The following is a 12727-nucleotide window of genomic DNA, read 5'->3' as shown; positions in this document are numbered from 1 at the left end:
ACTTTGATCCCGCCACTCCCGTTATTGTGCGAAGCATCTAATCCACAGGTCTGCCCCCCCATGACAGAACACGATCTGCCCGAAGAAGGCTGGGCAGCAAGGTCATCTCAGTGATAGGCTGCGCGCTTTCTGGCTGATACGGATGTCGATTTCCCATGGCGGATTTACTCGGTTGGCAGTATGCCCTGATCGGGCTGATTTTTGTCTGGAGCGGCTTCGTGCGCTCCGGTCTGGGCTTTGGTGGTGCGGTGCTGTCGCTACCGTTTCTGCTGCTGATTCTGGACAAACCCCTGGTCTTTCTGCCACTGATCGCGGTGCATCTGCTGGTGTTTTCCAGCCTTATTGCCTGGCAGGGTTACAGGCGCGTGCAAGGGGAACGTGACGACAGCCCGCAAGGCAATATCGACTGGGCCTATCTGAAAAGCTCTCTCAAGGTCATGATCATTCCCAAGCTGATCGGTGTTTTCGGACTGCTGACACTGCCGGGCAATATCATGACCAGCATTATTTTTTGCATCGTCATTGTCTATGCGATCGGCTACGTGCTGGATCGGCCCTTTCGCAGCAACAATCCCTACGTGGATAAACTGTTCCTGATGCTTGGCGGCTACGTCAGCGGGACGTCCCTTATCGGTGCCCCGCTGATCGTGGCGGTCTATGGCACTCATGTGGCCAAACAGCAGCTGCGCGATACGCTCTTTGTGCTCTGGTTCATCCTGGTGGTGATCAAGATGACCTCTTTCCTGATCGCCGGGGTCGACCTGCAGCTGATTCACCATCTCTGGCTGCTGCCCTGCGCCTTTGTCGGCCATCTGCTTGGCGAGCGCTTTCACCGCACCCTGCTGAGGGCCGAAACGCCGCTGTTCTTTCGCGTGCTGGGTGCGGTGCTGATTCTGGTCAGCCTGCTGGGCATGGCCCGAAACTTCGGCCTGCTGTAACGCGCACCCAACGCCAGTCTCGTTAGCGGGCCGTCAGGGCTGCGGCTCCAGCCGCACCAGCCGGCCCGGGTCTTCGTCCGTCAGCAGATAGACGTAGCCGTCCGGGCCCACCTGGACGTCACGGATGCGACCGAGTTCGCTGCGCAACAGCTGTTCTTCCTCCACCACCTCGCCATCGCGCAGCACCAGCCGGGACAGCAGCTGGTACTTCAGCGCCCCGACCAGCAGGTTGCCTCGCCACTCGGGAAACTTGTCACCCTGGTAAAAGGTCATGCCGGACGGAGCGATGGACGGGTTCCAGTAGTAGACCGGCTGTTCCATGCCGGTTTTCTCGGTGCCTTCGCCGATCTGGGTGCCGATACCGTAATTGACGCCATAGGTGATCACCGGCCAGCCATAGTTGCGACCGGGGGCGAGGCGGTTGACCTCGTCGCCGCCCTGCGGCCCATGCTCGAGGACCCAGACTGTTTCCCCGTCCTCGGCCAGCGCCAGGCCCTGCACGTTGCGGTGGCCATAGCTGTAGATCTCCGGCCGGGCGCCGGCGTGGCCGACGAAGGGGTTGTCGTCGGGTACGCTGCCGTCGTCCCTCAGACGGATCATTGAGCCGTTATGATCGCCAAGATCCTGGGCCCGGTCCTTGTCGCCGCGCTCGCCCAGGCTGATATAAAGCAGGCCGTTGCGATCGAACAGCAAGCGCCCGCCGAAATGGCGTCCGCCACCGGCCTTGGGGCTGGCACGGAAGATGACTTCGACGTTGTCCAGGCGGCCGTCGCCAAGCTGGCCCCGCGCAACCTCGGTGCCCAGCTGTCGCGTTAGCCGTGAGCCGGCGGAGTAGCTGAAATAGACCCACCGGTTCTGTGCAAATTGCGGGTGCAGCACTACATCCAGCAGCCCACCCTGGCCGGTGGCGGTGATGTCGGGTAGCCCATCAAGCGGTGGCGAGAGGGTACCGTTGGGCGCGACAAGGCGAAGCCGGCCGGGTCTTTCGCTCACCAGCATTGAACCATTCGGCAGAAACGCCATTCCCCAGGGATGTGCCAGCCGGTCAGTCAGGGTGATGGCACGTACGGTGCTGATGGTAGCTGCCGGCGCATCGGTAATGTCGGCCAGCACCGGTGTGACGGCGAGAAACCAGAGGCAATACAGTGGATACAGCAATATGCGTAACAAGAGGTCGGCTCCTTTTTGATTCAGCAGGGTGCGAAGTTCAGTGTAGACAGTTGCATCGCTGGCGCAGCGTGAGGCTTTTGTGATCATTGCTGGCCTACCCTTAAGGCAGGTGCCCGGTAGAGGAGGCCGCAATGGCCGGACGCGTGTTGGTAATCGAGGACAATCAGGATATTGCCGAACTGGTCAGACTGCATCTGCAGGACCTGTCTCTGCGAGTCGATACAGCGGGTGATGGTCTGCGCGGCCTGGCAATGGCGCGCGCCGGGGTGTACGACCTGCTGATTCTCGATTTGATGCTGCCGGGGCTGGACGGACTTGAGATCTGCCGGCAGTTGCGCAGCGATGATCATTACCTGCCAATCCTGATGCTTACCGCCCGCTCAACCGAAATGGATCGCGTGCTGGGACTGGAGCTGGGTGCCGATGACTATCTTACCAAGCCGTTCAGCATTCGCGAGCTGGTGGCCCGCGTCAAAGCCATTTTTAGGCGCGTCGCCGCCCTGGGCGACACCGGGGCGGCGGCACTGCGCATCGAGCATGGCGGCCTGCTGATCGATTGCGACAGCCGCAGTGTCAGCCTGGATGGTCATTTGGTTCAGCTGACCGCGCGGGAGTTCGAGCTGCTGCTCCACTTCGCCCGCCACCCCGGCCGGGTTTACCGCCGCGAGCAACTGCTGAACGAAGTCTGGGGTGCCAGTTACGAGGGGTACGAGCATACCGTTAACTCCCATATCAACCGGCTGCGGGCCAAGATCGAGCGCAATCCGGCCGAGCCGCAGTTCATCCTCACGGTATGGGGTGTCGGCTATCGTTTCACCGACACTGCAGGGGATGCCTGATGCCAGGTGTCGGGCGTTCCCTCTATGGCCGGCTGGCACTGGTGCTGGCGCTGCTGTTCATGCTGCTGGCGGCGGGGGCCTTGCTGCTGATTGCCCGGGCGACCGAGGGGTATCGGCAGGAGACGGATCAGCGCATGAACCTGGATCTGGCGCGCCAGATTGCGCAGGAACGGCAGCTGTTTCAGGCCGGTCTGATGGATCGCGACGCGCTGGAGCATATCTTCCACATGCTGATGGTGATCAACCCCCGGATCGAGCTGTACCTGCTGGATCCCGCCGGGCGCATTCTGGCTTTCTCGGCACCCCCGGGGCGGGTGCAGCGCACACAGGTAAGCCTGGCACCGATCGAACGGCTGCTGGCGCAGCCCCGCGAACTGCCACTGCTCGGCGACGATCCCCGCAACCCTGACGGCCAGAAGATCTTTTCGGTGGCGCCGGTGTTTGAGCAGGAGCACATGCGTGGCTACCTCTATGTGATCCTTGCCGGCGAAGCTGATACCGGCATGATACGGCCGTTGATGGTCAGCGACGTGTTGCGTCTGAGTGGGCTGGCGCTGGGTGTCGGGATGCTTTTCGCGCTGCTCGCGGCGTTGCTGCTGTTTCGCTGGATAACCCGACCGCTGCGCCTGCTGACCCGCCAGGTGGCGGCGCTGGAACAGTCCGATTTTCGCCAGCCTTTGCCGGGTCCGGCCGTGCCTGGCAGCGACGAGATCGGCCAGTTGTCACGCACCTGTCAGGCGATGGCCGAGCGTATCCGTGATCAGGTCAGCCGGCTGGAGGAAACCGATGCGCAGCGGCGCGCGCTGATTGCCAATGTGTCCCATGACCTGCGCACCCCGCTGGCGTCGCTGCAGGGGTATCTGGAAACACTGCAACTCAAGCAGCAGAGTCTCGATGACGAGCAGCAGCAACGCTATCTCAGGATCGCCTTGAGGCAGTGCCGGCATTTGTCGCGACTGGTCAGGGAGTTGCTGGAACTGGCCAAGCTGGAGGCCAATGAATTCCGCCCGCTGCTGGAGTCGTTTTCACTGCCGGAACTGGTCCAGGATGTGGCGCAGAAGTTCGAGCTGCGGGCACAGCAGCAAGGGGTGCATATCCACTTTCGCTGTGCAGAGCAGGTACCCTTTGTGCGCGGGGACATTGCGCTGATCGAGCGGGTATTTGATAACCTGCTGGCCAATGCGCTGCGTCATACACCGCGGGGCGGGCAGATCTGTCTTGCGGTGCTCAGTACGGGTGCCCAGGTGACGGTTGAAGTGACCGATACCGGTTGCGGCATCGCGGCTGAAGATCTGCCCCACATCTTTGACCGCTTCTACCGCCCGTCCGGTGCACGCAGCGACAGTGGTGCCGGGCTCGGCCTGGCGATTGCGCAGCGGATCATGAGGTTACACGGCAGCGTGATTCGCGCGCAGAGTCAGCCGGGCGAAGGCACTGCCTTTGCCTTTGACCTCTGTGCTGAAACCGGGGGGAAAGCGTCGTGACCAAATCGTGATCTGCCCGTGAGGACTGTGTTAGCAGCGAGGGTACATGCTGGCATTGGTCAATAAACGGAGGTTTATCCGATGAAACTCACAGCTTCAATACCCGCTACGATCGCACTTGCCGCGCTGCTGTCGACACCCCTGGTGCAGGCGGCTCCCGGTGCGCCAAACTTTATGCCCGGCGTCTATGCCGACGGTGAGGCCTGGGGGACCAAGGGCACGACCGGGCTGCCGGCGCCGACCGATGCCAATCTGCAGTCCTTCGATGTCCTCTACGCGTTCACCAACTCCAACAATCCGGCCGGCCAGCTGGCGGTGGCGGAAGCCGCGCCAGGCAACCGCGATTACAATGGCGGTCGCTGGTTTACCCATTCGGTGGAGTGGACCGAGGCCGGTTTCCTCGCCCATGGCATCGTGCCGGTACTGAAGTCGGAGGCGGATGTCATGCTGCACGAGGACCTGGGACACCTGGTGGTTACCCCCGGCTCTTTCCCAGACGGGCCGCCGGTGTATTTCCAGTGTCCGCTATTGCCCGTGAAGCCCTGACAGGGGGCCAGGGTATCAGCCGCCAATCAGCTCGCGCCAAGCCACAAGCACGTCCCTGAAATCGTCCAGCCCGCAACCGGCCTCGAGTTCGTCGTCATATAAATGGAGGTCCTCGAGGTCGGTACTGTCGGCGTTGTCATCCAGGCTGTGGGCCCGTACCCGTACTTCTTCTCTATCAAGTTCCAGGCTGAATTCGCTGCCATCGAGGCGGTATTCCCGTATCTGGCGATTTCGCAGTTGCTCAATGGCGTCGAGCAGCTGTTCCAGCCGCTGGCGCTCCTGTCCGAGTTCCTCGCTCAGCCAGCGGCCAAAAGCTTCATGGCCCATTGAAAATTCCGCAAAGTAGCGACCGATATCGTCGCGGCCAAAGGTATATTCCACAAGCGTTCTCTGTGCTGATCGAAAGGCGACATGTTACTCCGTTTGGATGGTGGGACGGTAACGGCAAAATCTGGGTTACACCCTTTTGCCGGACCCGGCAGTCTGCAGCGGAATCTGCACTAATATTTGAATGCAGGGATGAATGAAAAGGCTGACCGAGACGTCTGATGCGGGGGAGGCAAACCAATGAATACGCAGGAAGAGGTGGAGTTCTACTGCCCTTACTGTGGAGAACGAATAAGCGTGCTGGTGGATTGCAGTGAAGCAGAACAGCAGTACGTGGAGGACTGTCAGGTGTGCTGCAGTCCTATGCTGCTGCGTATCCGGGTGGATGAATCCGGCCTGCCGGTACTCGACGCAGTGCGGGAGAATGAATAGAGGGCTTCGTCCTCAGCGGGTCTTTCTGACCCGCTGCAGCACCTGTTCAAAGAGGCCCAGATGCTGTTCCAGGTCAGGTTCGGCCTGCCGGGCAAGCAGCTGGGCACCACTGCTCTCAATGGCGCCAATCAGCATCAGGTTATCGGCCATGTCGAAGCGCTCGATGGTCATGCCGTCGATGTCTGTTGCTGCGTTTCGATCGCTTTCGGCAACCCGGTCTGCATAAAGGCGACCCTCCAGACTGTAGCCCCACACCGGCTTGCCAAGCCCTGTCATGAATCCCAGCTCAAATGCCGTTCCGGCATCCAGACTCGGTCCTCTGAAGGGCGTCATGTTGGCAATGAGCAGATCCGCCTGCTGCATCAGGTCGATGTTGGCGCGGTAAATGGCCATGCCTGCGGCGTGCGGTGAGAGACCGTCCAGCTGCAGCGCCGTATCCAGCGGGAACAGGCCGTCGAAGCCGTAGCGGGCACAGAGTTCTACCTTGGCGGCGCCGGCTTCAAGCGCGTTGGGCCAGAATACGTCGGGACCGGCGATATAGATCTTGCGGGAAGGCATGAGATGTCCTTTCGAGGCGGTGCAGCTGCCATGATGCCGTACCGCTTGCCTGCGTGCATGGAATTTTTGGCCGTGGCTGTGAGCACAGGCCGGGCTGACATCGCTTTCAGCCGGCCAGTATCCACGGGTTCTTGCGTGCGGCGCGCGCCATATCGTTTTGTACTCCGCTCAGGGCGCCGCTGTCTGCGTTGTGTTCCTGCGACCGGGCCTCGCTCAGGCGAGACGTGCGTACGAGACTCAAGCGGTGTATCAAATTGCGTAGCTGTTTGTATGCGGTATTCATCATGTCCCTGTCCCTCAGTCGGTATCATCGAACGGGGCCTGCTTTGGGGCGTTTGTTCAGTCCCTTGTCTGGTTATATACGTGGCCGAACCCTTATGGGATCACTGCTGGATGGAAATAGCCGGTGCATGGGAGTCATGTATAGCGCCGGTAGCTGAAATACGTCTGAAAGGCCGGGTGCTTCAGCCTGCGTTGGCGAGAATGGCCCTGATACTGTCGGCGCGGTTGTTGATATAGGTGAGGTCGCTACGGCTTTGCTCGCCAAGGTCGTTTAGGTCGCCTTCATCGTAACGGTTGTAGGCTGCCATCAGGGTGCTGGCACGGGCGTCGCCGAAGGGGATGCCGGGTGAATTGTCGGCATTGTAGTCCCTGATCCGCTTCAGAATGGCGGCGGTACTGCGTCGGGCACTCGGCAGGCCGTCGAGCGCGCCCTTGATGCCGGCATCGAGGCGCGGCCCGATACCGGCCTCGCTGGCGCCGGCATTGCCCTGAACATAGCGCGAGGTGATGGTCTCGCGAATCGGGTCATGCTGCGAGCCGTCGGCGTACTTGACGTAGGCATGGCACTGGAAACTGGCGTTTATCCAGTTTTCCGGATGCTTTTGGTCCGGGTGTTCGATATGTTCGCTGATGCCGGCGACCTGCACCGAGTAGTAGACCCAGTAGTGGCTCTGCGTCACCCAGTTCTTGATGCGGGTCTCGACCAGCGTCTTGTGGCGCTCATTGGCTTCGCCGGTGATCGGATAGAGGTTTTCCGCCGTGCCAGGGCCGCCGATATGGTGGTTAAGCAGGTGTCCTTTGATGTACTTCGAGGGATTGCGCTGTTCCGGGTCTGTGATCAGCTTGCCCATCACGCCTCTCAAGGCGCTGTCCCGTGGCGTGCTGCCGTTGGGAATATGGTCCTCTCCGACCGGATCCGCCAACATACCCACGCCGACGGAGTCGCCGGCGGCGCTGCCGGTGCTGTGCGTGACCTGGCTGCGCAGATCGACGCCCGGCGTACCCGTGGTGACCGGCTCGTCGACGTCAACCTCCTGCTGGCGGGCGGCGCGCAGGCGAATGCGGATGCGGTCGCCCTCCCGATGGTAGGCGACCTCGTCGAGCGCGAAGCGGGTGCGGATGCGGCCAAAGTATTCGCCCAGCGCCGCGGTACCCTCTGCCCCTTCTTTCGCCAGCATCACCAGCTGTCGGGCGCCGTTGAGGTCGGCCTGTTCCTCCTCGGGCGTGCGGGGCAGGGCAGCCGGCGGCTGCTCGAGCGCCGCCAGCGTCAGCGGATCGGGAATGCGGCCGCCGGCACTGGCATCCTGGCCGACCAGCAGAGGTGTCAGGTGTACGGCCAGCTGATCCAGCTGCTGGCTCAACTCTGCCTGCAGGGTGCCGCGCTCGTCGTCGGACGCCGTTTCCAGGCGCCGCTTGAGTTGCGTGATTTCAGCGTGAATGCGCAGCGCATCGGTGCGGTGACGGGTTTTCGAGGCGTGCTGGGGATCCTCTTGCGCTATGGCAAGGTGCTCCAGAAACTGGCCCACCGGCGTCGGTGTGCTCTCGACGATCAGGTCACCGCCGCGGCCCTGAAAATAGAGTGCGTGGTCGCCGCCGTCGCTGTCGCTGAAGGTCTTGCGGCTTTCCCACCAGTTGCGCACGGCCGCGGCACCGGAGCGCAGCATGTCGAGAAAGCCGCGTCCAAGTCGTACCGCCCGCTCAATGATCCAGTCCAGGGCGCCGTCGACCCGCTCACGCAGGCCCTCGACGAGTTCGCGGATGCGGGTGCCCAGGCGCCCGAGGTTGAACTGGTTGGCCAGGAAGCCCACCACCACCGGTACGCCGCTGGCCAGACTGTTCTCGAGCAGTTCGGCGGCGCGGTCGATGACGCCGCGGGCGATCTCGCCAATGCCCATAATCACCGAGTTGAGAATTTGCAGCAGTTCGTTGACGTACTGCACGAAGGACTCGATCGCACGGTAGACGGCGATCAGCGCATTGATGATCGGGGTGATGCCGGAGACATCGAGCAGGGACAGCAGCCAGCGCGACGCGGTGGCGATGATCGCGGTATTGACCCAGTTGGCGACGCTGCCGAGCACCAGGTTCCAAAGATCACTGAGGCGTTCCTGCAGCAGGTTCCAGAGCCCTGCGGGGCCTTCGGTTACGGCCACCCGGACCCATTCAAAGGCGCCGCTGGCCAGTTCCACGGCGCCACGCAGCCGCTCCATCAGCGGCCGGCCGATGTGTTCGCCGAGCTTCAGCCAGATGCGGTCTAGCGTCAACCCCATCAGCTGAAACACGAAATCGACGATCGAACGAAAGCTGGTCAGGTCCGGCGGCGTGATGCCGGCTTCTTCAACCTGGCCGAACAGCCAGCCTGTCACGCCGTTGAACAGGTGCGTGAGGATGTTGCTGAAGAAGTTGCTGGCGCCCTGCCAGATGGAACGCAGAAAGTTGCCGAAAAAACCGATCGGGTCCATCAGGATGTCACTGAACGCCTGCGCGGCGTTGGCAATGATCTGGAGTACCAGCTGCGCCGGAATGCCGATCAGGTTGAGCATGCTGCTGAAAAAGGTCCAGAGGGCGCCACCGAGGTCGCCGTCGACGAAGACCTGCTGCAGAATGCGCAGTGCCGCCTGCTGCACGCGGGCCCAGATGTCGCCGACCGCCATCAGTTGCTGGAACAGCGGAATGCGGCTCAGAATCTGCTCGATAAAGAACTGCTTCAGGCTGTCCTTGATGCAGGTCGGCAGCACCCACCAGACCGGGCCGAGCAGAAAGTCCGGCAGAAAGGCGAGGATGTTGCCGAGGATCTGCAGTACCCGCTGCAGTGCGTCCAGCACCGGACGAATGAAGGTCGACAGCTTGACCAGGCCGCTGCCCAGGCTGATGAAAAGCCCCTGCACGGTCTGCGCGGCCCAGCTGCCGAGGCTTGCAAGGCCGCTACTGAGCCAGTCGAAGGCACTGCGCACCGGGCTCAGCAGCGGCTGCGCGGCGATGCCGGCGATAAAGTCCCGGCCCTGGGTGACCGCGGCGCCGATATGGGTTGCGACCCAGAGCCCGGTGCTGACCAGGCTGCCCTGAAAGGCCTCGATGCGGGTCAGAATCGCCGGCAGAATCTCGTCGCGCAGGCTGACCTGGTTCTCGGCGGCATCGCCGCCGGCGTTGGGGTCCAGGTTCTGCGCCATGCTGCCGGCCTGCTCGAGCCAGCCGTTGAGGGTATCGCGGAAATTGACGATGGCTTCGAGCGGAAGGATCTCGCGCACCTTGTCGACCAGGCGCTGGATGGGGCCGATCACCGGCTGCAGCTCGGTCTTGATCGCGGACCAGGCGGAGGCGGCCTGGTCCTTGACCCACTGGATCAGGCCGCCGGAGCTGTTGCCCTCGCTGCTCGACAGCCCCAGCTGCTGCTTGATCCAGTCCCAGGCATCGGAGATCACCGAGCGGATGGCATCGACCACCGGTCGGGTCCAGTCCCAGATTTGCTGGCCGAGGTTGCGAATGTAGTCCCAGGTATCGCTGGCTACCTCGCCGAGCCAGTCGAACAGCGGCGCGCCGTAGCGGTTCCAGATATCGCTGAAGAAGTCGCCGACCGGGCGGAAAAACTCGGCAATGGCGTCAAAGGCGTCCCGCGCCAGCTCGCCGACCAGGTCGCGCAGCTGGCCGAGCGCCGCGAACAGCGGTTCGCAGTCGCCCTGGGCCAGCCCCGCGACGATTTCGCCGGCGGCGGTGGCCAGCCGGCCAAAGGTCGTGAACAGGGTGCCAAGGGTGTCGGAGCGGTCCGCGAGGCCGCCAAACAGCGAGGAGGTGACAGCGGAGATCTTGTCGCGAATAAAGCCGAGGAACCCCCGTTCACGCACTGCATCCAGAATTTCCAGCAAGCGGGCGGGAGCCACCCTGCGCACAATGGCCCAGGCTGCGTCGGCGCCGAGCTCGACCGCGCCCTCAACCAGGTCTGCGCCAGCATCGTAGGCACCGCTGGCCAGGTCGCTGCCTGCATCGACCACATCGCCGGCAACATCGGCAACATCGTGGTACCAGGCGCCCTGGATGCGCGGTGTTGCAGGGCCGATGTCTGGCCCCGGACTATCGGGCAGCGCGGTGGCGGCACCCTGCTGCACCACATGGGTCAGCTCGTGGGCCAGCAGATGGCGGCCACGGGACGACTCGGGCTGCCACTGGCCCGGGGCGAACACCAGGTGCTGACGGTAGGCATAGGCCTGGGCGCCGAGGTCATGGGCGGTCTGGGCCGCAGCGGGGTCTGTATGGATGCGTACTCGGGAGAAGTCGTGACCCAGGTGCTGCTGGAAAAATGCGCGGCTGCTGGCCGGCAACGGCCGGCCACCGCTGAACAGGCCACGAATGCGCTGCCAGAGTCCGGCGCGTTGCTCGCCGTCACCTTCCGGCTCTGCCCGGGCCTGCAGCTCTTCAGTATCGGCCGTGACGTCCGGGCTGCTGTGCAGGTTTTCGGGCGCCGTATGACTACCGGACGCGCTAACCGGTGCCGGTTGCGGCTCGGCGCTGCGGGTGCCGGCGATTTGATCGGCCACGGCGTCGGCCTGGCGTTCCAGCGGGTCCCGCGCCGCGCCCAGCGGTAACGGATTGCCCTGCGCTTTGCACTGAATGCCGCTTAACGCCGGGGCTGCCGGACCCGGACCGCTGTCTGTGGTGCCATGCAGTACCTGGCGGATCGTATCAGCCGAGCCCTGCCGCCCATGCCGGTGCAGCGTTGCGCGGCTTTTACGTCCGGTCGCCTTGCGCCGGGCATCCGCGGGAACCTGCAGCGGGCCAGAGAGGCTGCCCATCGGCGCAGGTGATCAGCAGCGACCAGCGCCACCGGCAGCGATAATGGCACGCAGCTGGTCACGCATGGTGATTCGGGCGGCGGTGCGCAGCGGCACCGGGATCGCTGCGAAGTGTGCCAGGGCGCTGTTGGCCGACGTGATCCGCTGGGCGGCGTCCAGCTGGGGCATTCGGCCCCGTGCGCAGACCTCGGAGAAGAAGGCCTCAAACTCGTCGACATCGGCGTTGCCGGTACCCCGCGCGCACTGGGGTACATGGACCAGTTCGTGGTTGATAATGCGGATCAGCAGGTTGTAGGCACCCAAGCTCGGGGTTCTCAGGTCGTTGCGACAAACCACCAGTTCTACGGGCCCGCCGCCGCAATGGGGACCGCCTTCGACGTGCGCGAAGGTGGGGCCGCAGACGGCGGCCGCCCGGGTGGTGCTGATGTCATTGAGGGCGCGGTCGACGCGCAATCCGTAGGACTCGATCAGCAACAGCACCGCATCCCGGAACAGCCCCTCGGCGACGAATTCCTGGAACAGCCGGTGGGTGGTGCGGTGACCGAGCTTGCCGTCCTGCGGCAGCCGCCAGAAGGCCTGGAATTCGCCGACGGCACGGGCAAAGGCATCGTCCGTATCCATCGGCAGGCGACTCAGGCCGAGCACGTCGCGCATCAGGCCGATCATGTAGCGGTCGTCGAAGCGGGCGCTGTTGAAAGCGACGGCGTCCGCCACCTGGGCATCGCTCAGCGCCTGGGTGGCTTCGGGACCCCGCCGGTGCTCACGCGCCAGATCCCGCTGCACCAGAAGGCCGGCCTGGCGCTGCTGCAGCACGTGGGTCAGCTCATGGGCCAGCAGCTGCTGGCTGTCGGTATGCGCTGGCCGGTATTCGTCGCCGGCAAAGACGATATGGCGGCCGACGGTATAGGCCCTGGCGCCGATGGCTGCGGCGGATTGGTCCGCCGCATTGCCGGTATGAATGCGCACGTCGGCAAAGGATGCGCCAAAGCCCTGCTCCATGCGGTGTCGCAGCCTGGGGGGAAGGTTGCTGCCGCCGGCGGGCGGTCCGGTGACGGCGCCGGACGCGGGTGCCGTGCCCGCTGCCTGCTTGGTCTGCAGCATCTCTTCCTCTTCGCATTCAGCACACAGGCGCTGTACCGAGGGCTCAACCGGCAGAATCGATTCCTGACGGCCGCCTGCCATGACCTGGCTGGCGACCCGGTCAGCCTGCTGTTCATAGCGGTCGTTCGGCTGGCCGACCTTGAGCGCCGGCTGAAGGATACCGCGTACCCGGGCGCCCTGGCGGTGGCCCGCGGGGGCCGGACTGTGCCGGGCAATCGGTGCAGTACGGTTTCGACGGCGACGATAGCTGTGCAACATTTCAC

General features: G+C 63.5%; 11 protein-coding genes. 5 read left to right on the top strand and 6 right to left on the bottom strand.

Going from position 1 to position 12727, the window contains the following annotated elements:
• Positions 1 to 155 precede the first annotated feature (155 nt).
• A complete protein-coding gene (locus F451_RS0109150) occupies positions 156 to 938 on the top strand; it encodes a TSUP family transporter (protein ID WP_020681064.1) in 783 nt (260 codons plus the stop codon).
• Positions 939 to 971: 33 nt separating this feature from the next.
• On the opposite strand, the gene F451_RS0109145 is transcribed toward F451_RS0109150, so the two are convergent.
• On the bottom strand, positions 972 to 2195 hold the full coding sequence (locus F451_RS0109145) for a PQQ-dependent sugar dehydrogenase (protein WP_020681063.1): 1224 nt from the start codon (positions 2193 to 2195) through the stop codon (positions 972 to 974).
• A gap of 44 nt (positions 2196 to 2239) precedes the next feature.
• On the opposite strand from F451_RS0109145, the gene F451_RS0109140 reads away from it, so the two are divergent.
• From F451_RS0109140 to F451_RS26690, 3 genes are all read left to right on the top strand, one after another.
• Positions 2240 to 2947: a response regulator transcription factor gene (locus F451_RS0109140; RefSeq protein ID WP_020681062.1), complete on the top strand. Its 708-nt coding sequence runs from the start codon at positions 2240 to 2242 to the stop codon at positions 2945 to 2947.
• A complete protein-coding gene (locus F451_RS0109135; protein WP_020681061.1) occupies positions 2947 to 4431 on the top strand; it encodes a sensor histidine kinase in 1485 nt (494 codons plus the stop codon). The genes F451_RS0109140 and F451_RS0109135 overlap by 1 nt, the downstream gene beginning before the upstream one ends.
• An 81-nt stretch (positions 4432 to 4512) precedes the next feature.
• A complete protein-coding gene (locus F451_RS26690) occupies positions 4513 to 4977 on the top strand; it encodes a hypothetical protein (protein WP_020681060.1) in 465 nt (154 codons plus the stop codon).
• Positions 4978 to 4992: 15 nt separating this feature from the next.
• On the opposite strand, the gene F451_RS0109125 is transcribed toward F451_RS26690, so the two are convergent.
• Positions 4993 to 5358 (bottom strand): YacL family protein, encoded by a 366-nt coding sequence (locus F451_RS0109125; protein WP_020681059.1) that lies wholly within the window; start codon positions 5356 to 5358, stop codon positions 4993 to 4995.
• A 186-nt stretch (positions 5359 to 5544) separates the two neighbouring features.
• On the opposite strand from F451_RS0109125, the gene F451_RS0109120 reads away from it, so the two are divergent.
• Positions 5545 to 5736, top strand: coding sequence for a CPXCG motif-containing cysteine-rich protein (locus tag F451_RS0109120; RefSeq protein ID WP_020681058.1), 192 nt, complete (start codon positions 5545 to 5547; stop codon positions 5734 to 5736).
• Positions 5737 to 5748: 12 nt separating this feature from the next.
• Here the strand turns inward: F451_RS0109120 and F451_RS0109115 are convergent, their stop codons facing one another.
• From F451_RS0109115 to F451_RS0109100, 4 genes are all read right to left on the bottom strand, one after another.
• Positions 5749 to 6294 carry a nucleoside 2-deoxyribosyltransferase gene (locus F451_RS0109115; RefSeq protein WP_020681057.1) on the bottom strand — a complete coding sequence of 182 codons (546 nt, stop codon included), beginning with the start codon at positions 6292 to 6294 and terminating at the stop codon, positions 5749 to 5751.
• A gap of 106 nt (positions 6295 to 6400) precedes the next feature.
• On the bottom strand, positions 6401 to 6580 hold the full coding sequence (locus F451_RS0109110) for a hypothetical protein (RefSeq protein WP_020681056.1): 180 nt from the start codon (positions 6578 to 6580) through the stop codon (positions 6401 to 6403).
• Positions 6581 to 6758: 178 nt separating this feature from the next.
• A complete protein-coding gene (locus tag F451_RS0109105; protein WP_026291629.1) occupies positions 6759 to 11363 on the bottom strand; it encodes an eCIS core domain-containing protein in 4605 nt (1534 codons plus the stop codon).
• Between the two features lie 12 nt (positions 11364 to 11375).
• Entirely contained in the window at positions 11376 to 12722 is a 1347-nt protein-coding gene (locus F451_RS0109100) for an eCIS core domain-containing protein (protein ID WP_020681055.1), read from the bottom strand.
• Positions 12723 to 12727 lie beyond the last annotated feature (5 nt).

It is taken from the genome of Marinobacterium rhizophilum DSM 18822 (genome assembly GCF_000378045.1).
Classification (GTDB): domain Bacteria; phylum Pseudomonadota; class Gammaproteobacteria; order Pseudomonadales; family Balneatricaceae; genus Marinobacterium_A; species Marinobacterium_A rhizophilum.
The sequence above is the reverse complement of the archived record's forward strand: the minus strand, read 5'-3'. Positions and strand labels throughout refer to the sequence as shown.